Here is a 23306-nt window from a genome sequence, read left to right on the forward strand (position 1 = left end):
ACAGGCGGATAAGCCGTGTCGTGGGTATTTTCCAGATCGTGGCATTTTGCGGGTTTGTAGCGCAACCGTCACTTATAAAGTGCCTTGGCCCGTGAGCGCCCTTGGGGCCGTCGCTTTGCCACTGGAGGCGTGCCGTCCGTAGGACCATCGAAACTTTCTCTGGAAAATCACAGTCAGCCTTAAACGGAGGTCATTCGACACATCATCCAGAGGAGCCACCATGGCTGCGATTCCAGAATGGGTGCCTGTCACGCCCAGCGCCGCCATCACGCGCTTTACCGTGTTGACGGTCAACACCCACAAGGGCTTCACCGCCCTGAACCGACGGTTCATCTTGCCGGAGCTGCGCGAAGCGATTCGCAGCGAGGCCGCCGACGTGGTGTTCCTGCAGGAAATCCACGGCACCCACGAGCGTCATCCCCAGCGCTACAGCAACTGGCCGAGCATGCCCCAGTATGAATTTCTCGCCGACAGCATCTGGCCGCAGTTCGCCTACGGGCGCAATGCGGTATATCCCCATGGCGATCATGGCAACGCGCTGCTCTCGAAATTCCAGATCATCCAGCATGAAAACCTCGACATATCCCAGAGCGGCCATGAAAGTCGCGGGCTCTTGCACTGCGTATTGCGCCTGCCCGGCAGCACCAAAGAGCTGCATGCCATCTGCGTGCACCTGGGATTACGGGAAGTGCATCGCCAGCAGCAGTTGAAGCTGTTGGCGCGGCGCATCAGCGAGATCCCCGACGACGCACCGTTGATTGTCGCCGGCGATTTCAACGACTGGCGCCAGCAGGCCGACCTCAGCCAGAGCGGCCTGCACGAGGTGTTTGCGCACGCCCATGGCAAGCACGCACGCACGTTCCCCGCGCGGCTGCCGCTGCTGGCGCTGGACCGCATCTATGTACGCAACCTCAAGGCGCATCGACCGCATGTGCTGGCGTCCCGTCCCTGGTCCCATCTGTCAGACCACGTGCCCCTGTCAGTGGAGGTCGAACTATGAACAGTGCCCCCGTGGAAAAAGTCGCGGTGGAGCACATCGCCACCGATCAGCCGCCGCAGGAAGCCAACACCCGTGACCTGGACTACGGCTGGCAGCCTGGCAACCAGATTGAACTGCTGGAAAACGGCGAGGCGTACTTTCCCAAGGTCTTCGATGCGTTGCGCGAGGCGCGCCGGGAAATTCTGCTGGAGACCTTTATTCTGTTCGAAGACAAGGTCGGCCACGAGCTGCAAGGCATTCTGATCGAGGCGGCGCAGCGCGGCGTGAACGTGGTGGTCAGCCTCGACGGCTTTGGGTGCGGCGAACTGAGCCCGGGCTTTCTGGGTGAACTGGCCGCGGCCGGGGTGTCGGTGCAGATCTTCGATCCAGCCTCCAAGACCCTGGGGTTTCGTACCAACTGGTTCCGCCGCCTGCACCGCAAGATCGTGGTGGTCGATGCCACTGTCGGGTTTATCGGCGGGATCAACTTTTCCGCCGATCACCTGGGGGATTTCGGTCCCGAGGCCAAGCAGGATTACGCGGTGCAGGTGACCGGGCCGGCGGTGGCGGATTTACACCACTTCGCCTTGGCGCAAAGCGGCCGCCAGGTGCGCACGCGACGCGGCTGGCGGCGCCGGGAACAACGCCCGGCGCTCTGGGCCCCGGGTGAAGGTGATGGTTTGGTGCGGCTGATCTACCGCGACAACCTGCAACATCGCTCGGACATCGAAGAAGCTTACCTGCACGCCTTGCGCAAGGCACAACACCGGGTGGTGATTGCCAACGCCTATTTCTTTCCGGGTTATCGCTTGCTGCGGGAAATCAGGAATGCGGCCCGACGGGGTGTGCACGTACAACTGATCCTGCAAGGCGAACCGGACGTCATGCTGGCCAAGCTGGCGGCGCGCATGCTTTACGACTATTTGCTCAAGGAAGGCGTGGTCATCCACGAATACTGCCAGCGGCCGCTGCACGGCAAGGTGGCGCTGGTGGACGATCACTGGAGCACCGTGGGTTCGAGCAATCTCGACCCGCTGAGCCTGTCGTTGAACCTGGAAGCCAATGTGCTGATTCATGACCAAGGCTTCAATCAACAGCTGTATGAACGCCTGGAAGTGTTGAGCAAGAACCATTGCAAGACCATGCCGGAAAACCGCACCCCACGCGGCTGGCTATGGCGGGTCACCGTGGGTTTTGTGGTGTTCCATGTGTTGCGGCATTTCCCGGCCTGGATCGGCGGGCTGCCCGCGCATAAACCGCGCTTGAAACCCTTCATCCAACAGCCTCGGAGCCAGGATCATGACCCAAGCCCACGCGGCTGACAGTAGACAACCAGGGTTTTTCGCGCGCTGGAAAAAGCCCCTGACCATTGCTTTTTTCCTGCTGCTGATCGTGCTGTTCACCCTGCTCGCCCGGCGTATCGACTGGAGTGAAGTGCTCGCGACCCTCAGCGACTTCAAACTGCGGACCTTGCTGATCGCGGCCGGGCTGACCCTGTGCAGCTTCCTGGTATATGCATGCTTCGACTTGATCGGTCGCACCTATGTGCGCCAGCCCTTGCGCTGGAAACAGATCCTGCCGGTAGGGTTCATCAGCTACGCGTTCAACCTCAACCTCAGCGCCTGGGTCGGCGGTATCGCCATGCGCTATCGGTTGTATTCACGACTGGGTGTCAGCAACGGCAATATCGCGAAAATCCTTGGCTTGAGCCTGGCCACCAACTGGTTTGGCTACATGACCCTGGCCGGCGCGGTATTCAGCAGCGGCCTGGTGACACTGCCGCCGGGCTGGAAACTCAGCAGCGGCGCATTGCAAGGGGTCGGCGTTCTACTGCTACTGGCCAGTTTGAGCTACCTGGCGGCCTGCCGTTTTTCCCAGCGCCGGTCTTGGTCGGTGCGGGGCATCGAGATCAGTTTGCCGTCCTTGCGCATGGCGCTGCTGCAGCTGGCCCTCGGGGCGCTGAACTGGTCGCTGATGGCGGCGGTGATTTTTACCTTGTTGCCGAAAAACCTGGAGTATCCGGTGGTGCTGGGCGTGTTGTTGATCAGCAGCATCGCCGGGGTGGTGACGCATATTCCCGCCGGGCTCGGCGTGCTGGAGGCGGTGTTTATTGCGCTGCTGCAGCATGAAGCATCACACGGCAGCCTGCTGGCCGGCTTGATTGCCTATCGGGCGATCTATTTTATCTTGCCGCTGCTGGTGGCGCTGGTGATGTACCTCGGCGTGGAGGCCAAGGCCAAGGCACTGCGGGTGAAAAAGACACCCTCTTGATCAATCCTGGGACTGGATAATGCTCAAACGCTCGCCCACCACCATTTCGGTGACCCAGCTCACCAGGATCGAGGTGTAGGCCTGCTGTGACACCGGGTCACTCAACGAATGGTCGGCGCCGTCGATGATCCGGTGGGTCAGGGAATGGGTCTGCTGGCAGGCTGCCCGATAACTCATGATGGTGGCGTGGGGCACATGATCATCGGTTTCCGATTCGACGATCAGCACATCACCGGTAAACGCCGCACACGCGTGTAACGCGCGGTTGGTCTGCGCGTTTACCAGGGTGCTGCGGTAATCGAGCAAATCGACTTTATCCAGGTCGCGCTTGGGTGTATGCCATTTCTCGTCGCGGTACAGCGCCGGCACCCGCAGCGCCAGCCAGCGTACCGGGCGCAACGAGGTGAGGATCGCCGACAGATAGCCACCGTAACTGGTGCCCACCACCGCCACCGCCGAGGTGTCGATGGCCGGGTGTGCCAGCAATCGATCGTAGGCCGCCAGCAGGTCGCGCAGATTGTCCTCTCGGGTGACCCGCGACAGCGGAATGCCATTGTCGGCATGTCCGCGCAAGTCGAAGGTCAGGCACACGCAACCGAGCCCGGCGATACCTTTGGCGCGCTCCAGATCGCGCTCCTGGCTGCCGCCCCAGCCATGCACAAACAACACGCCCGGCACCTTGGATTTGGGGCTGAGGAAGGTGCCGTTCATCTGCTCGTCGTCGATTTCGATAGTGATGGTTTCGCTTCTAGCCGTCATAGGATTTGACCGTTACATATTTGAGAAGGAAGTCACTGTTGTCTGCCGGTCCTCGATAAACCTCAATGGCACCGGCGGGCAAGGCCTGCTCGACATAGGTCTCCACGGATGCCACGCGAACCGCCTTCAGCCCGGGATTGTCGATAAAGCTTTGCAGCGCCGCGACTTCAGCGCCGCTGGCGCCGCCCATGCGCCAGGACTGCTCCAGCACCCCACTCCGGCGTTGCCCTTCAGCATCCAGGCCCTGGGCAATGTCGTAATTGCGCCGGGAGGCATAAAAACCAGGATAGGCCTCATCTGCCGCGTTATCGAATGTCTGGGCCTGATTGATGGCCAAACGCACATCATCCGGCAGCTCAAGGGCGAGCAGATCTTCGTAGTAACCCTGGACCACCAGCAGCTCGGAACCGCCATAGACGGCTTCACCCTGTCCGTCCTCGGTCAGGAACTGTTCACCGCAGTAACTGAAGACATGACCGCCGATAAAACTCTGGCCGACGCTGTGGGTCACCACTTCTTGCAAGTCCTGCTCCAGCACCACGCCTTCGCTGAACAGCTGCGCGGCATCGGGCCGAGCGAGTATGGCCTCGAATTCGTCGAGGCTACGTACCACTTCCTGACCGCGCCCGGCACAGGCATGCACCGGTTTCAGACGCATCGGGCCGCCATATAACACGTGCGTGGCCGCGTCGAGCGCATCCTGCAGGGCAAACACGCTCAGGCCGTCCAGCACCACCCCGCGCACGCGTTCGGAAAACAACGGCGACCAGCCCTCGGGCGCAATCGCGTCGCTACTGCGCAGGCCATGGCTGATAGCCTTGGTGCAGATGAAATCGTAATCGACATACCCGCCCCACAGGTCTTCCGGCCCCTTCACCCCGAGGGACAACGCCTGCGCCGGTCCCACAAGGGTCTGGGTCGGCAATAAATACACAGCCAGATGGGCATGTTGCTCGGCGCTGTAGCTGCCGCCGAACTCAAGCCCGAGCGTGCGCGCCAGCCAACGGGCGAGCTGGAGGTTGGTGTTCACTTCATGGAGCGGCGCCGTCGGACAAACCGAATGGGCGACGATGAGGTTCTTGCGCTGAGTCGAGTTCATGCAGCCCCCTTGGCGATCCAGCCAGGTATGTAGGCTGGAAGCTGCAGGGATCAGGCCAAACCTGAGAAAGACCGAGGAAGCCGACACAAATCAAACAGATGCGGGGCACGTGATAGCACTTGGCCCGTTTGCTTATGCACGATGCGCCAGCCGTGACGCGGCAATTTGCACGATCCAGGACTCACTGCTTGGCGCCAGCGGGGATCACACCAAACCGGTTGCGGTAATCACTGGGCGCAAGGCCGGTGATTCTCTTGAAGATCTCGCGCAACGCATTCGGGTCCTGATACCCCACGGTCCAGGCAATGTGGTCGATGGTCGAGTGGGTGAACTCAAGCATCTGCCGGGCTTTCCCGACCCGCAGGTGCTGGCAGTACTCGGTGGGTTTGAGGCCCGTGGCGCAACGGAAACGGCGCAAGAAGGTGCGTTCCTCGAGCCCGGCCTGCCGGGCCATGTCCGGCAGCGAGACATTCACCGCGCCGCAGCCTTGCAGCCAGTGCTGGACCTTGAGGATCGCGGCGTCGCCATGGCTGAAAATCGGTGCGAAGTTGCTTCCACACTGGCTGGCGCTGGCGCTGTGCTCAATCACCAGAAAACGCGCGGTGCTCGCGCCGATGCTGGGCCCCAACACGCGTTCCACCAGGCGCAGCCCCAGATCGGACCAGGCCATCAGCCCGGCGGTGGTGATCAAGTCACCATCATCGACCATCGGTTTGTCGGCTTCCAGGCAGACTGCCGGGTAACGGGCTGCGAAGGACTCGGCCGAGGACCAATGGGTGGTGGCGCGACGGCCATCAAGCAAACCACTGCGTGCGAGCATGATCGATCCGATGCACACGCCGCCCAACACTGTACCGCCCGCATGTTGGCGCCGCAGCCAGTCCAGCAGCGCCGGCGGTGCCTGTTCTTCATGAAACTCGGCAATCGACGGCGGGACCAGAAGCGCCATCAGGGGCTGATCGGCCCCCGCAAGGCTGGCAAAGACCCTCGCAGGTATACCGTCGGGATCGACTTGCCAATGGCTCACGCGCAACAACGGCAACTGCTCGGCCTGGTGTTCGGCGGCGATCCGATTGGCCACCCCAAACAAGTCCGTCAGGCCATGGACCGCGGCCATCTGCGCGCCGCTGTAAATCAACACGCCCAGCTCGATAATCGAGCGCTCCAGAGCCATTGTCAGTTTTCCCCCCGCTATTGTCGGTGTGGCCAATCCCCAAGCCCTGCGCCAGCCACGATACTGAACGCATCAACCCATCACGAGGCAACCTTCATGGCCAAGCAAGCACTCATCCTAATCGATATCCAGAACGACTACTTCCCCCAGGGCAAATGGCCACTTGACGGTGTGGAAGCGGCGGCAGACAAAGCACAGCGACTCCTCAAGGCATTTCGCCAGGCCGGCGATGCGGTGATCCATGTGCGCCATGAGTTCACATCGCAAGACGCGCCTTTCTTCACGCCAGGCTCGGAAGGCGCACATTTGCATCCCAAGGTGTTGAACGAACACAACGAGCCGGTGGTGCTCAAACACTTCGTGAATGCGTTTCGCGAGACCAACCTGCGCGAACTGCTGGAGCAACGCAGCATCACCGATCTGGTGGTAGTCGGCAGCATGAGCCACATGTGCATCGATGGGGTCGTGCGGGCAGCGGCAGACCTGGGTTACAAGGTCACGGTGATCCACGATGCCTGCGCCACGCGCGACCTGGAGTTCAACGGCGTGACCATCCCGGCGGCCCAGGTGCATGGTGCTTATATGGCGTCATTGGCGTTTGGTTATGCGAGCGTAATCTCAGCGGACGAGTTCCCTGAATAAACTTCGGTGATGATTTTGTGAGTCTGCCCTCCGGGTTCGGGAGGGCACGACTTTTCAGGGATCAATGAAGTTGAGGGTGCGCTATTTCGGCCAACTTTAAAGTGCCGCCGCGATTGCCATTTATTCTCAAGACTCGCGCATCCGCTGACTTCAAGGACACCTCAAGCTGCTCCCAGGCTGGACAAAAATCCCCTGTTTTAGATACCTGCACATCAATGAAATCCAGGCCATATTCGATGGTCCATCTGATCACCAGGCTACTTCCGTTTTCCCACCCATGACTGATGCCGTCATCTTCAAATAACACGCCACTGGCGGAGCCTGACGGTGCCGGAAAAATCACCAGTTCGCGATACCGATCAAGGGAGCAATCATTAAGCTTGTGACATTCACCGGTGGGTATCGCGGCGCCTCCTCGCACCAGCAAGGGCAAGCGTTCCAAAGGCGCATCCAGGGAAACGTACTGGCCACCTTCGTGCCATTCCCCTGTATGCCAGTCGCACCATCCCGTCGCATTCAGCGGTAGCCACACCGCGCGCTCACGTGCACCTTGCTCTACAACGCTGGCGACCAGCACGTCTCTGCCCAGAAGAAATTCGTCGTTTTCCTCGAACGTTCGAGGGTCGTCCTCGTGGTCAAGAAACGTAGGGCGCAAAATGGGCTCATCCTCGTTACTGGCTTGCCACAGCAAGGTATAGAGATAAGGCATCAACCTGTATCTGAGCCGAATGGCATCACGCACCGCATCGGTAACCGCGGGGTGCATCCATGGCTCATTAACCGTGCCATCGTCGTTCCAGGAGTGGATGGTGAAGCGGGGATGCATCACCCCGTTCTGGACCCAACGAACGAACAGTTCGGGATCCGGTTTATTACCGCAGAACCCACCTACATCGTGCCCCACGTTGTATAACCCCGACAGGCTCATGCCCAGCCCCATTCGAGTGTTGTAGCGGATCGTTTCCCAGTGGGTCCGGTTATCACCGCTCCAGGTCTGAACATAGCGCTGCATGCCGGCGCAACCTGAGCGTGAGATGAGGTAGGGACGTTCGGAAGGCGAGAACCGCTGTTGTGCCTCTAAAGACGCTCTCATCATCAGCAATGCCATGACGGGCCGGATATGTTTGATGGCTATCTCGCGCCCGAAGCCATGGCAACGTGCCTCGCCGTCCCACACTTCAAATTCATTGTTATCGTTCCACGTACAATCAATCCCCAGCGCCAAAAGTTGTGACGTGACATTTGACTGCCACCAACCAACAGCGTCCGGGTTGGTGAAGTCCAGATGGGAACCTTCATCGTCCCAGAAGACCGACCGCTCTGGCACGTCGTGCTCCGAGTCGGTAATGAACAGCTTTTGATTGGCTACCTCGAGGTAGCGCGGATGGTCCTGCAAAAGACAAGGCTTTATGTTGGCAATCAGTCTGACCCCGGCATCACGGTATGCCTGGGCCAGCGCCTTGGGGTCCGGAACTTTTGCATGATTCCAGTTGAACACATAGCGCTTTTCGCCAATGGACGTATACCCGGACGACAGTTGAAATGAGTCACAGGGAATAGCGTGCTGACGGCAGAGATCAAGAAACGCCAGCAATTGTTCCTGGGCATTGTCGGCATCGGTGTAATGCATGGTTGAGCCGCTGTAACCCAGACTCCATTTAGGTAGAAACAGGGTGCGTCCGGTCAGACGCACGAAAGACTTCGTCACGTCGAGTATGCGTGGGCCCGCCAGTATCCAGTAATCGAGGTCCCCGGCGTCTGCGGTGTACCGGCGATAGGGCCGGTGATAATTATCCAGCTCGTTGCCCAGATCAAATACGCTGGTGTTCAGGTTGTCATAAAACATCCCGAAGCTTGCGTGTGCCTGATGCGTGATAACAAAGGGAATATGCTTGTAGAGCGGGTCGGTACTCGCTGCGTTATAGCCCATTGCGTCCAGATTACGCATTTCAAAACGCCTGCCGGTGCGATTCAAATCGCCGGTTTTTTCGCCAAGCCCGTAGTAGCGATGCTCAGGCGCGCGGAGCTGATAATGCTCGACGCCTTCGCCATGGGCGTTAAGCGAATAGGCACCGGTGGGCCGATCCGAGACCAATGGCCTGAAGGTTTGGCCATCATGCAATTCCCACTGTAGCCACAGTGGATGATTCACCGTGACGCGTAGTTTTTTGGTCGTGAGCACCAGTCGGTCCTGGAACTCTTCGAGCCGGTACGCGGGCAACGAGAAATCAGCTAGCGACTCGCGAGGCCGGCCTTCCCAGGCCACGTCTGCCTGAGGCGCAATACTCCAGGTGCGGTCCAGCGCCAAGGTGCCTGCGCGCAGGAGCAGAACACGCGCTAAACCTTCTTCGAGAATATAGATTCTGAATAGGTGTCGACCCTCGACCAGCAGCTCGATATACCCTTGTTCCTGAGCCTGTAACTTCCATACCTTAAGTGACTTCATCGTGCACGCACCGCTTTAGCGTTGGAGGTTCTGTCTGCGATAAACAAAATCATGAAAAATGCACCTATAAAATCAAAGAGCCCCATGGCAATGAACAATGGGTTAAAGCCTATTTTGTCCACGCTGACTCCGATGATCAGCGAGAAAATGAAACTGGCAATCCAAGCGCATGAACCGCGCATGCCGTTAACAGTTGCCAACTCATCTCGATCAAAGGTTTCAACTACCAAAGCACTCAACATGCAGGAAATAATTTGGTGGCCAAAACCTCCGACTGAAATAAGCGCAATCGCCACATAAGGGTCTTCCACCTGTGTCATCACCGCCAACGAGAACATCAGAAACGCGCCAGTGATTGAACTGGCGACGATTGAGTTCACCCGCGTGCATTTGAAAACCCGATGGTACGCACGCGATAGATAACCGCTTGCGATACTGCCCAGGTCCGCCGCCAGAAAGGGTACCCAGGCAAACAGCACAATTTGCTTAAGGTCCATCCCTCTTTCGTTGGCCAGGTACAGCGGCACCCAAAAACTCATGACGGCCCACGCGGGCTCTGCCATGAAGGCGGGCAGCGCAATACCGTAGAACCGTTTATCTCGGCCAATCTTTTTCAGCGCTTTAAAAAAAGGCATTTGCTGGCCGGTCTTTTCGCCGTCTTGTTGAATATGCGCTAACTCATTGGGCGATAAGCGAGGGTGGATATCAGGAGCGTGGTAGAGCCCTCCCCAGAGGGCAGCCCACAGCAGGCCGATCCCCCCGGAAATCAAAAATGCGCCCTGCCACCCCAGAGAGACATGAGCCAGATAAATGATGGGAGGGGCGAGCATGGCGCCCAAGGAAAATCCGACCCCTGCCCAGCCTGCTGCGATAGGCCGTTCTTTTTTAGGAAACCAATCCCCGATCGCTTTGGCATTCGCGGGCGTGGCAGCGGCCTCCGAGGCCCCCATAAAAAACCGCAGGATCGCCAGATGTACCCAACTTGCCGCCCCGGCATGCAACAGGCACATCACCGACCATATGACGGCGCATACCACAAAGCCAAGTTTGAGCCCGATAGCATCGATCAACCATCCGCAGACGGGTTGGAAAATTGTATAGGCGAGTTGGAAAGCGGCAACGACCCACGAGTATTGTTCAGTTGACATGCTAAACGTGGTTTTCAGTTCCGGTGCCAAGATGCCCAATGAGTTGCGGGTTATATAATTGACGGTGACCCCCAATAAAAACAGGGAAAGCATCCACCAACGTAAGTGCGGGATGAATTTTCGCTTGGCCGAAAGTCGAGCATTGCGTTCGATATCGATAGTCATCAATTCTTCGCCTGTACCGGATGTCCCGGCGTCTTGTTTTTATTTGAAGAATCAACGCTATGGCAACGGCTTATGAAACGTACAGCAGCAAAAATGTATAAATTTACATTCTCTTCCTCGACGGCTTGGGACATGCCCAAAAACGCTAGGATTGTCAGCGTTTTCCTGCTATGAAAGTTTTTCCATAAATTGTCTCAATGGATAGCCGCGGTGGGAAAATTACACATTGCTGAAATCGCGGCGCAGACGGGCCTGTCCATAGCGACGGTGTCGCGGGTGCTGGCCGGAAAATCCAATACCAGCGCGGCCACGAGACAAAAAGTGTTGGCTGCGGCTCGTCAGCATGGCGTGATGGAAGACCTCGCCAATGGTCGCTTTCTGCTCAATGGGCTGACGCTCTTCGCGCCCTCGCGGGCCTTTAACGTACGCTCTGATATCTTCTACTACAAAGTTATCCAGGGCATCACACAGGCGGTCGCGCAGCATGATGTTCGAGTTCGCTACTGTGAGCTCGAAGAGGTCGATAGCGATGCCTTGCTGTTTCTGGAAAAGATGAATCAGAAGGACACCCATGCCGCGATCCTGATTGGTATTGATGATCCGCACATTCACCAACTTGCAGCCGACCTCAGCAAGCCGGTTGTGCTGATCAATTGCATTGACCGCAGCATGCGCCTGCCCTCGATATCACCCGACCATTTTTTGATCGGTCATTTTTCGATTAATTATCTGTTTCAGATGGGCCACCGAAATGTATTGACCCTCCAGTGTCTCAGGCGCTACACGATGGACCTTCGAATGCGGGGAATTCGTGAGGCATGGAAAGAGCAGAATCTCGAGTTTGTCGAAGCAAACCATCAAATAATTGCCGAAGGTTTCGGCAGTGCTGAATCTGAAGCGCGGGTGGCCGCCTTCATGGAAAATTGCGCACCGGACGATCGACCGACGGCCATCCTGGCCGGAGGCGACTTTATGGCGGCCGGGGCAGTTAAAGCGCTCCAGAATGTTGGCTTGAGGGTTCCCCAGGATGTTTCAGTGATGAGCATGGACGGCTTCAATCTGGCGGACGTCAACGATATCCCGCTCACCACGCTTCACGTGCCCCGGGATGAATTAGGCGCAGAAGCGATAAGGGTCTTGAGACAGCAGCTCTTTGAACCGCGCGCTCCTCGCGGCAATCTCCTCCTCGGCGGACGACTCATCACCGGCAGCTCAGTGCGCCGTATCAAGCACAGCGCCAAGCAAACGCCGGTCTATCAGAAGCTGATCTATGATTGATCAAGCGGCTAAAGCGGCGGTCTGACCGCCACTTGCACGCCCGCCACCTTAACGTGTGGCGAGGATGAACAGCCGTGGAAAGGGCAATAACACCGTGCCGTCGGCCAGGGCCGGATAGGCCTCGGTGATCCGCGCCAGATAGCTGTCGAGGAATGCGCTTTGCTCGGCATCGCCCAGTGGCGCCAGGAACGGGCGCAATGCCGAAGCCTTGAACCACTCCACCACCGCGCGATGGTCACTGAGCGGATGATGATAGGTGGTGCGCCATACGTCGACGGTGGCGCAGTGCCGGCCCAGCAGCTCGAAGTAGTAGCTCGCGGCGTGGCGCTCGTTGTGCTTGACCGTACCGATCTTGCCCGCCCAGCGGGCGTCTGCCGCCACTTCACGCGCCAAGGCGTGGGCCGGCTCATTGAGATTGTCCGGGGTTTGCACGGCCAATACGCCTCCAGGCGCCAGTTGCTCGACCAGGTGCGGATACAGCGTGGCGTGGTCCGGCAGCCATTGCAGCGAAGCATTGGCGAAAATCACATCGACTTTTTGCGCTGGATTCCAGGTACCGATGTCGGCCAGTTCGAAGTGAAGCGCGGGTAACCTTTCGCGTGCGCTGACCAGCATGTCTTCGGAGCTGTCGATGCCGGTCACGGCTGCATTGGGGAAGCGCTGCGCCAGGATTTCAGTGGAGTTACCGGGGCCACAACCCAGGTCGACTGCGGCGCGCACAGCCATTTCCGGGATCGCCGCAACCAGATCCCGCACGGGCCGGGTACGCTGTTGTTCGAACATCGAATACTGTTTGGCGGACCAGGTCATCAGTGGATTCCTTCTTCGCTGCGGGATAGCGGCACAGCCTAGATCTAATGACGCGTCAGGACAAACTTCAGGGCTGCGGCGCTACGGATAAAGTCGGCATGCGTGATGGCGTGCACGACAGACATATTCAGAACATATCAACCTGACACTTTCTATATATTTTCAATCTGAAGACCAAATCGTTAGCCTGCGCTAGCCGGGCGCGCCTCCCTGTCGCCGCTCAGCAACACAATTCTAAAAACAAGCAGCAGCCAACGGGAAACAACAATGAATAAATCCCCTATTGCCCTGGGCCTCACTTCGGCCACCCTGGGTTTGACCCTGGCGTTCCCCTCTTTCGCGGAGGCGGATTTTTTCAAGGACAGCAAGGCTGACCTGGAACTTCGAAACTTCTACTTCAACAGCGACTATCACCAGGATGGCGCCAGGCAGTCCAAGCGCGATGAATGGGCCCAAGGCATGATCCTGAACTATCAGTCGGGGTTTACCGAGGGGCTGGTGGGCTTCGGTATCGATGCCAGTGGGTTACTGGGGTTGAAGCTCGACTCCGGTCCCGACCGGCAGAACAGTGGCCTGTTGCCGGTAGGCGATGAAAAAGCTCCAGACAGCTACAGTCGCCTGGGCGCGGCGGCCAAGGTACGCATTTCCAAGTCAGTGTTGAAAGTCGGCACCCTGGAGCCAAGACTGCCCATCGCCCTGTCAAACGACAGCCGTCTGCTGCCCCAGACCTTTCGCGGCACTCAGTTGAGCAGTCAGGACATCGACGGCCTGACCTTCAACGCCGGGCGCCTGACGAGCAACACCCTGCGCAACGTCAGCGGCCATGACGACCTCGAAGTCGCCGGCAAAGGCATCAAGGGGGCGACGCCCAGCGACAAATTCGACTTCGCCAGCGCCAGCTACAAGTGGACCAAACACCTCACCACCGGCTACCACTACGCCAGCCTCGAGAATAACTACAAGCAACACATCTTCAACCTGTTGCACACCCTGCCCTTGGGCAAGTCGCAATCATTCAAGACCGATCTGCGCTACGCCGACTCCAATAAGGCGGGCAACACTAACGTCGACAACCAAGCTTTCGGCGCCCGGTTCACTTACAGCATTCAGGGCCACTCGTTCGGCGCTGCCTACCAGCGCATGAAAGGTGCTACCGGGTTTCCACACTTGGATGGCACCGATTCCTACCTGGTCAACTACGTGATGGTCTCGGCGGACTTCGCCAGTCCGGAAGAGCGCTCCTGGCAAGCGCGCTATGACTATGACTTCGCGGCCATCGGCTGGCCCGGGCTGACTTTCATGACGCGCTACCTCAAGGGTGACAACTTCGAGCGTTCCCGTGGCGTGGAAGGCACCGAGTGGGAGCGCGACACCGACATCGGCTATGTGTTTCAGAGCGGTACGCTGAAGAATCTCGGCGTGAAATGGCGCAACGCAACCTACCGAAGCAATGGCTCAGGCAACGACGTTGACCAGAACCGCTTCATCGTCAGCTACACCCTGCCCCTGTTGTAATTTTTCGGAGCCTTGCCGTGAATACCAAAAAGACTTTGATCCATCTCGCCGTCGCCTTCGCGCTGCTCAGCAGCTACGGCGCCTATGCCGCCGACACCGGCCAACTGCCGTGCAACACCACTGAACAATGCGCGGCCCAGGCGGCGAAAATCGGTGCCACACCGGACACGTCGCAGACGCAGCGCAAGACCAAGGGCGACCCCACCCAAACTCAGTTCGCCTGGCTCAACCGCATCAACAAAGCCTCGATTGTAATGCTGACCGAAGAGCGTATCGTCACGCCCCAGATGGGCCGCAAGATTGCCGGCGGCGTGCGCCACGCCATTGACCAGGCCGACCAGCCTGGCGGCAAGCGCCCCAGCGATGTGCTGCAACTGGAAAAGATCATGACCGACAAGATCGGTCCCGAAGCCTCGCTGATTCACTCGGGCCGCAGTCGCCAGGACATGCTCGCCACCTACCGCCTGGCCAACCTGCGAACTCAAGTGCTGGCCTACAGTGGCGCCTTGAATGCCACTCGCCAGCGCATCCTGGCCCTCGCGGAAAAGAACGTCGACACCCTGGTACCGGCCTACACCAACGGCGTACAGGCCATGCCCATCAGCTATGCCCATTATTTGCTGGCGTTTGAAGCAGCGTTTGAGCGCGATGGCCAGCGCATCCGCGAACTCTATGCCCGCCTTAACCTGAGCCCCATGGGCACGGCAGTCCTGGCAAATTCTGCTTACCCGTTGAACCGCGAGCGCCTGGCCCTGTTACTGGGCTTCGATGGGGTAAGGGAGAACTCACTGGACTCCAGCCAGGTCTCCACCTATGACATTCCGATCGAGGCCGCCAACCTCGCGGCATCCTCAGCGATTCGCGTCGGGGCGATGATTGGCGATATCCATACTCAATATCACCAGATCCGTCCGTGGTTGCTACTGGATGAACAGTCCACCTACACCAGCAGCGCGATGCCACAGAAACGTAACCCCGGATTGCTGATGCGCACCCGTGAAGCGGCCTCGAATGTGGTGAGCCAGGCACAAGGCGTGACACTGCGTGCCCATAACGTCACCACGGGAATGACCGATTACAAGTTCGCCTTCGATTCGCTGGGACTGTTCCGCTCCACCGCCTCCATGTTCAAGAACCTGGATGCGGTGCTGGACGCCTTGCAGGTCAACCCGCAGCGGGCGCTGGAGGAACTGGAGTCGGAGTGGACCACGTCCATGGAGCTGGCCGACACGCTAGAGCGTCAATACAAGGTGCCGTTCCGAATTGGCCACAGCTTCGCTTCGCTGATCGTGACTGAAGCACGCAGCAACGGCACCACGCCGAAAACCTTCGCCTACGCGGATGCGCAGAAGCTGTATCGCCAGGCCGCGGACAAATACAAATGGGCGCCCAACACACTGCCACTGGATGAGGCTGCCTTTCGCGCAGCGCTGTCGCCCACCACCATGGTCAAGACCCGCAAGGGCACGGGAGGACCGCAGCCCGAAGAGGTCAAGCGCATGCTGGTTGAAGCCCGCAAATCCCTGGACAGCGACCAGCAGTGGCTGGCCGAGCGTCGGGTGAAGCTGATGAAAGCCGAAGGTGATCTGGATAAGGCTTTCGATAAGCTGGCCAATAACCAGCATTAAAATGCGATCAATCCGTGGGACGGGGCTTGCTCCTTCCCACTGTTGAGCCGCTGGGTGCTGAAAGATGAAGCACCTTCAGCTCGCCAACTCGCGGCGCAACACCTCACGATCAACCGCTCCCTGCCATCTGCAAATCGCCAGGCACGCCACGCAATTGCCCAGCACATTGGTCAAGGAGCGGCACTTCATCAGTCGCTCCACGCCCAATAACAAGCCGACCCCTTCCACCGGCACCAGTTGCAGAATGTTCAAGGTGGCGATCAACGTAAACAAGGCGGAACCGGCCACACTGGTCGAGCCCAGTGACGTGAACAAACAGATCAGCAACACCGTCAACAGCTCCGGCACGCCAATTTCCACACCTGCCAGATGCGCCAGGAACATGAACGCCGTGGTCAGGTAAATATTGCTGCCGGACAAATTGAAGGTATAGCCGGTGGTCAGTACCAATCGAACCAACTTTCGCTCACAGCCCAACGCCTCAAGTTTCCCGACAAACCCCGGAAGTGCCGCAACCGAAGATCCGGTAAACACCACCAACAGCAACTCTTCTTTCAAATATATAATCAACCGGGATAATCGAACACCTACCCACTTCGTGATCAGCGCCAATACACCCACAATAAAAACCGCACTCGCCAGGTAAATAACCAGAATAAATTTCAGCAACGGCAATATCGATTCCATACCATATTTCCCCACCACAAACGCCATGGCGCCAAAGGCTGCCAGCGGGGCAAACTTCAAGATAATCCGCAACAGGCGAAACAGCCCTTGTACGGCAACTTCCATATAACCCAGACAACGATTGCCGACAGCGCCCCCGCGACCGATCAACAATCCGCAGAGCAGTGCCAGGAACATCACTTGCAAGACCAGGCTTTGGGAAAAAACCTTGTAGACACTGGACAAAACAGATGTCATCGACAGTTCATGCAGATTTTCACCGAGGACTGCCGGGGCTGCTAAAGGGTCTGAGACCAGCGATTGATCCAGCCCGAACAACAGCCCCGCCGCCATGCCCAGCGCCAGCGCGGCAAGGGACATCAGTTGAAAATACACAACGACCCTGGTCACCATGTGGCGATGTTTCTGCTCACGCCGAATGCCGGAAACCCCAGTGCATACCAATACAAACAAGAGAAACGGCATCACTGCCCCCACCAACTTGATGAAGGCATCACTGAGCGGTTTCATATCGATAGCCAAGGCCGGGTAAATCCAGCCCAGCATAATGCCCAGCACAATGGCAATCACGATGGGCAATGTTCCGTGCCTGGCAGATAGAGAGTTCATTCAGGCTCCGTGGCACTTTTTAATTATTGTTATTGTGGTGACAAGCCACTTTCGGCATATTGCTCGCCAACGGTCGATTCAAGCTCCGAATAATAAAGTCTTGCCACGGGATATACCACCATGGAACTTCGCCATTTACGCTATTTCATCATGGTGGCCGAAGAACGCCATTTCACCCGCGCCGCCGCCCGCCTGAACATGCAACAGCCGCCTCTCAGCCAACAGGTTCGCGCGTTGGAGCAGGAACTGGGGTTCGACCTGTTCAAGCGTCACGCCAAAGGCGTCGACCTGACGGCTGGCGGCCTGGTGTTCCTCGAAGAAGCCCGCACCCTTCTCGCCCGTCTCGAACAGGGTTGCCGCAAGGCCTACCGAGTTGCCCACGGCATCGAAGGGACCTTGGTCATCGGCTTCACCAGCTCCACCGCCGCGCATCCGCTGATACCGAAAATCATCCGGGCCTACCGCGAACGGTACCCCGGGGTGGAGCTCTCTCTCAATGAAGGGAGTGCGCGGGAAGTGACCGAGGACACCCTCGAAAAACGCATCGACATCGGCATTCTCCGCGCCCCGGTAAGCGGAGCCCAGGACTTGACCTATCACCCTCTGCTCAGCGAAGAAATGTTGCTCACCCTGCCCATCGGGCATCCATTGTTCAAAGGGACCGACGTCAGGATCAGCATCCATGACCTCAAGCATGAACGCCTCATTCTCGTGCGCCGCCCCGGCGCGCCAGGCATGTATGCCAGCCTGATCGAGGCTTGCCGGAACGCAGGCTTTGAGCCGACGATCGCCTTTGAAGTCGAACGCATGCTGACCAACGTCAGCCTGGTAGCGGCCGGCGAAGGGATCTCGGTAGTACCGGCGTCGATGCGCGGTGTGCATAGCGAAAGCGTGGTGTATTGCCGAATCAGCGACGCTCAACCGGAACTGGTGGCACCGATCAACCTTGTGCGACGCACGTTCAATCCGTCGACACCGTTGCAGAACTTCATAGACCTGGCGCAGACGCTGGCAGAGGTTTAACGCAAGCGCCAAGACCGACCGCCGCGGTGTTTCAGGCAGAAAAAAAGCCCAGCGTCCCTTGGGGAAGCTGGGCTTTTTTAGCAAATCGGTGGTAGCTGTTTCTTAGAACGGAATATCGTCATCAAAGCTGTCGAAATCCTGAGCCGGTTGCGGTGCTGCCTGCTGTGGCGCTGGACGCGACTCACGCTGTGGCTGCTGGCTTGGCTGCGGACGGGACTGCTGTGGACGCGGCGCCGAGTTGGACATGCCGCCCTGGCCCTGTTGGTCGCCTTGTGGACGGCCGCCCAGCAGTTGCATGGTGCCTTGCATGTCGACCACGATTTCAGTGGTGTAACGCTTGATGCCGTCTTTTTCCCACTCGCGGGTTTGCAGTTTGCCTTCGATGTAGACCTGCGAACCTTTGCGCAGGTATTCACCGGCGATCTCTGCAACCTTGCCGAACATCGACACACGGTGCCATTCGGTTTTCTCGACCTTCTGGCCGGTTTGCTTGTCGGTCCACTGTTCGCTGGTCGCCAGACTCAGGTTGGTCACGGCGTTACCGTTAGGCAAGTAGCGAACTTCGGGATCCTGGCCGCATGTACCGACCAATATGACTTTGTTAACCCCACGGGCCATAACGTTCTCCTAGGCTGGGCGCGCTGTCGGCACTGGGTTGACCAACTGCTCGAGCGTCGCGCGATCCAATAATTCGGTGTCCAATTTGATGTAAATCGCAGCTTCTTCTGCGATCACTACTGCATCCGTCACTCCGACGACGGCCTTCAGGCGCTCGACCAGGCCGACTTCGCGGATCGCTTCAGGCGATAACGGCAAGCGCAGGCTCGTCACATACGGAGGTTCGCGCATGGTAACAGCAAAGGCCAGCCAGAGGGCAGCCAGACCTGCGCATCCGAGGAACACAACCGATAAACCGCCATGCTGAAACATCCACCCGCCCATGATGCCGCCCAGCGCGGAACCGAGGAACTGGCTGGTGGAGTAAACCCCCATCGCCGTGCCCTTGCCGCCGGCCGGTGAAACCTTGCTGATCAGCGACGGCAACGATGCTTCAAGCAGGTTGAACGCGGTGAAAAACACCACCGTGCCGATGACCAGGGCGCGCAGGCTGTCGCCGAACTGCCAGAAGAATAGCTCAGTGAGCATCAGTGTCGCGACGGCGCCCAGCAGAACTCGTTTCATTTTGCGTTTCTTCTCGCCATAGATAATGAACGGGATCATGGCGAAGAACGAAATCAGCAGCGCGGTGAGGTACACCCACCAGTGCTGCTCTTTGGGCAGCCCGGCTTTTTCCACCAGGGCCAGGGGCAATGCGACGAAGCTGCACATCAGCATCGCGTGTAATACGAAGATACCCAAATCCAGACGCAGCAGGTCAGGATGCTTGAGGGTCGGTAATAAATCCTGCCGGGCGACGCCGGACTCCCGGTGCTGGAGCGTCCCGGTGGAGCGCGGGACCATCCAGGCAACGATCACGATACCGAACAATGCCAGGCCGCCCGTGACCAGGAACAGCCCGTGCAGGCCGAAGGCACGTGTCAGCAACGGGCCAACCACCATGGCCACGGCGAACGACAGGCCGATGGTCATGCCGATCATGGCCATGGCCTTGGTGCGATGCTGTTCGCGGGTCAGGTCGGACAGCAGCGCCATGACCGCCGCGGAAATCGCCCCGGCACCTTGCAGGATTCGTCCGGCAATCACGCCCCATATCGAGTCGGACTGAGCCGCAAGCACGCTGCCCAGGGCAAAGACGATCAACCCCAGGTAAATCACTGGCCGCCGGCCGATGCGGTCGGAAACAATCCCGAACGGAATCTGGAAAATCGCCTGGGTCAGGCCATAAGCACCAATGGCCAGGCCGATCAATGCGGGGGTCGCTCCTGCGAGATCCATCCCATAGGTCGCCAGCACCGGCAACACCATAAACATGCCAAGCATACGGAACGCGAACACCAGGGCCAGACCACTGGCCGCTCGGGTCTCGCCGCTACTCATGCGTTCGCTGTGGGGATCGTGCATGGAAAAACCTCGTGTGAACCGGCGGCGATTCTACCAGTCCCATCGATTGAGAGGGTATATGCGGCGCTTTGCCGCGCAGGTTTCATGTAAGGCTGCACCCGGCACTTTGACAGTGTATATTCATCCAGTCTTTAGCCGTATACTCCCGCATTATTTAAGCCCGCCGTGCGAGGCCATCTTGGACAAGATCCTGATTCGTGGGGCTAGAACCCACAACCTGAAGAACATCGACCTGACCCTGCCCCGGGACAAACTGATCGTCATCACCGGCCTGTCGGGGTCCGGCAAGTCGTCCCTGGCGTTCGACACCCTGTATGCCGAAGGCCAGCGCCGCTACGTGGAGTCGCTGTCGGCCTACGCCCGGCAGTTTCTGTCGATGATGGAAAAACCTGACGTCGACACCATCGAGGGCCTGTCGCCGGCGATTTCCATCGAACAGAAATCCACGTCGCACAATCCACGCTCCACCGTCGGCACCATCACCGAGATCTACGATTACCTGCGCCTGCTGTACGCCCGCGTCGGGATTCCGCGCTGCCCGGATCACGATATCCCGCTGGAAGCCCAGACCGTCAGCCAGATGGTCGACCTGGTGCTGGCGCAGCCGGAAGGCGCCAAGCTGATGCTGCTGGCGCCGGTGATTCGCGAGCGCAAGGGCGAACACCTGTCGGTCTTCGAAGAACTGCGGGCGCAAGGTTTCGTGCGGGCGCGGATCAACGGCAAGCTGTACGAGCTGGACGAAGCACCGAAGCTGGACAAACAGAAGAAGCATTCCATCGACGTGGTGGTCGACCGCTTCAAGGTGCGTGCAGATCTGCAACAGCGCCTGGCGGAGTCGTTCGAGACCGCGCTGAAACTGGCGGACGGTATCGCCCTGGTGGCGCCGATGGACGACGAGCCCGGCGAAGAAACCATCTTTTCCGCACGCTTCGCCTGCCCGATTTGCGGGCATGCCATCAGCGAGCTTGAACCGAAACTGTTCTCCTTCAATAACCCGGCTGGCGCCTGCCCGACCTGCGACGGCCTGGGGGTGAAGCAGTTCTTCGACATCAAGCGTTTGGTCAATGGTGAGTTGACCCTGGCCGAAGGGGCGATACGTGGCTGGGACAGGCGTAACGTCTACTATTTCCAGATGCTCGGCTCTCTGGCCGCGCACTATAAGTTCAGCCTTGAGGTGCCCTTCAAGGCGCTTCCGGCGGAGCAGCAGAAAGTTATCCTGCAGGGCAGCGGTTCGCAGAACGTCGACTTCAAATACTTGAACGACCGCGGCGATATCGTCAAACGCTCGCACCCGTTCGAAGGCATCGTGCCGAACCTGGAACGGCGCTACCGCGAAACCGAATCGGCCAGCGTTCGTGAAGAACTGGCCAAGTTCCTCAGCACCCAACCTTGCCCGGATTGCCGGGGCACTCGCCTGCGTCGTGAGGCGCGGCATGTGTGGGTCGGTGAAAAGACGCTGCCGGCGGTGACCAACCTGCCGATCGGTGATGCGTGCGAGTACTTTGGCGTACTCAAGCTGACGGGACGCCGGGGGGAGATTGCCGACAAGATCCTCAAGGAAATCCGCGAGCGCCTGCAGTTCCTGGTCAATGTCGGCCTGGACTACCTTTCGCTGGATCGCAGCGCAGATACCTTGTCCGGCGGCGAAGCCCAGCGGATTCGCCTGGCCAGCCAGATCGGCGCCGGCCTGGTGGGCGTGCTCTACATTCTCGACGAACCGTCCATTGGCCTGCATCAGCGCGACAATGATCGCCTGCTGGGCACCCTGAAACATCTACGCGACATCGGCAACACGGTGATCGTGGTCGAGCACGATGAAGACGCAATTCGCCTGGCGGACTATGTGGTCGACATCGGCCCGGGCGCGGGTGTGCATGGCGGCAATATTGTTGCAGAAGGCACCCCGGCCGAGGTCATGGCCCATCCCGACTCGCTGACCGGCAAGTATCTGTCCGGCCGGGTCAAGATTGCGGTGCCGGCCAAGCGCACCCCGCGCAACAAGAAGCTGGCACTGCACCTCAAGGGCGCACGTGGCAACAATCTGCGCAATGTCGACCTGGAGATCCCGCTCGGCCTGCTGACCTGCGTGACCGGCGTATCCGGCTCGGGTAAGTCGACCCTGATCAACAACACGCTGTTCCCGTTGAGCGCCACCGCCCTGAACGGCGCGACCACGCTGGAGGCCGCCGCTCACGACAGCATCAAGGGCCTGGAACACCTGGACAAGGTGGTCGATATCGACCAGAGCCCGATTGGACGGACGCCGCGCTCCAACCCGGCGACGTATACCGGCCTGTTCACGCCGATTCGCGAGTTGTTCGCCGGCGTGCCGGAGTCGCGCTCCCGCGGCTACGGGCCTGGCCGTTTTTCGTTCAACGTCAAGGGCGGGCGCTGTGAGGCCTGCCAGGGCGATGGCCTGATCAAAGTGGAGATGCACTTTCTGCCGGACATCTATGTGCCGTGCGATGTGTGCAAGAGCAAGCGCTATAACCGTGAAACCCTGGAGATCAAGTACAAGGGCAAGAACATCCACGAAACCCTCGAAATGACCATCGAGGAAGCCCGGGTGTTTTTTGATGCGGTTCCGGCGCTGGCGCGCAAGCTGCAGACACTGATGGATGTCGGCCTGTCCTACATCAAGCTCGGTCAATCGGCGACGACGCTGTCGGGCGGTGAAGCGCAACGCGTGAAGCTGTCTCGCGAGCTGTCCAAGCGTGACACCGGCAAGACCCTGTACATTCTGGACGAGCCAACCACCGGACTGCACTTCGCGGACATTCAGCAATTACTGGACGTGCTGCACCGCTTACGCGACCACGGCAACACCGTGGTTGTGATCGAGCACAACCTGGACGTGATCAAGACCGCCGACTGGTTGGTCGACCTGGGGCCGGAAGGCGGTTCCAAGGGTGGCCAGATCATCGCGGTGGGTACGCCGGAGCAAGTCGCCGAAATGCCACAATCGCATACCGGTTATTACCTGAAACCCCTGCTGGAGCGCGACAAGGCCTGACTCGTCAGGCCCATGAAAAAGCCCCTGTCACTTTCTCG

At 58.9% G+C, this 23306-nt stretch carries 18 protein-coding genes; 9 read left to right on the plus strand and 9 right to left on the minus strand.

The window, feature by feature from the left end; genetic code table 11:
* Positions 1-220 precede the first annotated feature (220 nt).
* Genes AC6CIA_RS04455 through AC6CIA_RS04465 form a run of 3 tightly spaced genes read left to right on the plus strand, consistent with a single transcriptional unit; the run spans position 221 to position 3250 of the window.
* Entirely contained in the window at positions 221-1000 is a 780-nt protein-coding gene (locus AC6CIA_RS04455) for an endonuclease/exonuclease/phosphatase family protein (RefSeq protein ID WP_498310808.1), read from the plus strand.
* Positions 997-2301 (plus strand): cardiolipin synthase ClsB, encoded by a 1305-nt coding sequence (gene clsB, locus AC6CIA_RS04460; RefSeq protein ID WP_498310809.1) that lies wholly within the window; start codon positions 997-999, stop codon positions 2299-2301. Before AC6CIA_RS04455 ends, clsB begins: the two co-directional genes overlap by 4 nt.
* Positions 2279-3250: a lysylphosphatidylglycerol synthase domain-containing protein gene (locus AC6CIA_RS04465; RefSeq protein ID WP_498310810.1), complete on the plus strand. Its 972-nt coding sequence runs from the start codon at positions 2279-2281 to the stop codon at positions 3248-3250. Before clsB ends, AC6CIA_RS04465 begins: the two co-directional genes overlap by 23 nt.
* Here AC6CIA_RS04465 and AC6CIA_RS04470 read toward each other — a convergent pair whose 3' ends face one another.
* The 3 genes from AC6CIA_RS04470 to AC6CIA_RS04480 form a co-directional block, all read right to left on the minus strand.
* The gene (locus tag AC6CIA_RS04470; RefSeq protein ID WP_498310811.1) at positions 3251-4009 is read right to left on the minus strand and encodes an alpha/beta hydrolase family protein; all 759 of its coding nucleotides are present in this window, start codon (positions 4007-4009) and stop codon (positions 3251-3253) included.
* A complete protein-coding gene (locus AC6CIA_RS04475; protein ID WP_498310812.1) occupies positions 3999-5108 on the minus strand; it encodes a DUF3182 family protein in 1110 nt (369 codons plus the stop codon). The genes AC6CIA_RS04470 and AC6CIA_RS04475 overlap by 11 nt, the downstream gene beginning before the upstream one ends.
* Positions 5109-5289: 181 nt before the next feature.
* The gene (locus AC6CIA_RS04480; RefSeq protein WP_498310813.1) at positions 5290-6282 is read right to left on the minus strand and encodes a GlxA family transcriptional regulator; all 993 of its coding nucleotides are present in this window, start codon (positions 6280-6282) and stop codon (positions 5290-5292) included.
* A 96-nt stretch (positions 6283-6378) separates the two neighbouring features.
* Here AC6CIA_RS04480 and AC6CIA_RS04485 point away from each other — a divergent pair, with 96 nt between their 5' ends.
* On the plus strand, positions 6379-6924 hold the full coding sequence (locus AC6CIA_RS04485) for a cysteine hydrolase family protein (protein ID WP_498310814.1): 546 nt from the start codon (positions 6379-6381) through the stop codon (positions 6922-6924).
* A gap of 61 nt (positions 6925-6985) precedes the next feature.
* On the opposite strand, the gene AC6CIA_RS04490 is transcribed toward AC6CIA_RS04485, so the two are convergent.
* Together AC6CIA_RS04490 and AC6CIA_RS04495 are read right to left on the minus strand one after the other, a co-directional pair.
* A complete protein-coding gene (locus AC6CIA_RS04490) occupies positions 6986-9370 on the minus strand; it encodes a glycoside hydrolase family 31 protein (RefSeq protein ID WP_498310815.1) in 2385 nt (794 codons plus the stop codon).
* Complete coding sequence (locus tag AC6CIA_RS04495) at positions 9367-10683, minus strand: MFS transporter (RefSeq protein WP_498310817.1); 1317 nt, start codon at positions 10681-10683, stop codon at positions 9367-9369. Before AC6CIA_RS04495 ends, AC6CIA_RS04490 begins: the two co-directional genes overlap by 4 nt.
* A 210-nt stretch (positions 10684-10893) precedes the next feature.
* Here AC6CIA_RS04495 and AC6CIA_RS04500 point away from each other — a divergent pair, with 210 nt between their 5' ends.
* Entirely contained in the window at positions 10894-11961 is a 1068-nt protein-coding gene (locus AC6CIA_RS04500; protein ID WP_498310818.1) for a LacI family DNA-binding transcriptional regulator, read from the plus strand.
* A gap of 48 nt (positions 11962-12009) precedes the next feature.
* Here the strand turns inward: AC6CIA_RS04500 and tam are convergent, their stop codons facing one another.
* Positions 12010-12771: a trans-aconitate 2-methyltransferase gene (gene tam, locus AC6CIA_RS04505; RefSeq protein WP_498310820.1), complete on the minus strand. Its 762-nt coding sequence runs from the start codon at positions 12769-12771 to the stop codon at positions 12010-12012.
* 267 nt (positions 12772-13038) lie between these two features.
* Here tam and AC6CIA_RS04510 point away from each other — a divergent pair, with 267 nt between their 5' ends.
* The gene (locus tag AC6CIA_RS04510) at positions 13039-14286 is read left to right on the plus strand and encodes an OprD family porin (RefSeq protein WP_498310822.1); all 1248 of its coding nucleotides are present in this window, start codon (positions 13039-13041) and stop codon (positions 14284-14286) included.
* A gap of 17 nt (positions 14287-14303) precedes the next feature.
* A complete protein-coding gene (locus AC6CIA_RS04515) occupies positions 14304-15914 on the plus strand; it encodes an argininosuccinate lyase (RefSeq protein WP_498310823.1) in 1611 nt (536 codons plus the stop codon).
* A 75-nt stretch (positions 15915-15989) separates the two neighbouring features.
* Here AC6CIA_RS04515 and AC6CIA_RS04520 read toward each other — a convergent pair whose 3' ends face one another.
* A complete protein-coding gene (locus tag AC6CIA_RS04520) occupies positions 15990-17210 on the minus strand; it encodes a cation:dicarboxylate symporter family transporter (RefSeq protein ID WP_498310824.1) in 1221 nt (406 codons plus the stop codon).
* Between the two features lie 120 nt (positions 17211-17330).
* On the opposite strand from AC6CIA_RS04520, the gene AC6CIA_RS04525 reads away from it, so the two are divergent.
* Positions 17331-18233: a LysR substrate-binding domain-containing protein gene (locus tag AC6CIA_RS04525; RefSeq protein WP_498310826.1), complete on the plus strand. Its 903-nt coding sequence runs from the start codon at positions 17331-17333 to the stop codon at positions 18231-18233.
* 102 nt (positions 18234-18335) lie between these two features.
* Here AC6CIA_RS04525 and AC6CIA_RS04530 read toward each other — a convergent pair whose 3' ends face one another.
* Positions 18336-18851 (minus strand): single-stranded DNA-binding protein, encoded by a 516-nt coding sequence (locus tag AC6CIA_RS04530; RefSeq protein ID WP_020302451.1) that lies wholly within the window; start codon positions 18849-18851, stop codon positions 18336-18338.
* Positions 18852-18860: 9 nt separating this feature from the next.
* Positions 18861-20255, minus strand: coding sequence for an MFS transporter (locus AC6CIA_RS04535; protein WP_498310827.1), 1395 nt, complete (start codon positions 20253-20255; stop codon positions 18861-18863).
* Positions 20256-20433: 178 nt separating this feature from the next.
* On the opposite strand from AC6CIA_RS04535, the gene uvrA reads away from it, so the two are divergent.
* The gene (gene uvrA / locus AC6CIA_RS04540; RefSeq protein ID WP_498310828.1) at positions 20434-23268 is read left to right on the plus strand and encodes an excinuclease ABC subunit UvrA; all 2835 of its coding nucleotides are present in this window, start codon (positions 20434-20436) and stop codon (positions 23266-23268) included.
* Positions 23269-23306 lie beyond the last annotated feature (38 nt).

The organism is Pseudomonas sp. GQ91 (assembly GCF_059758795.1).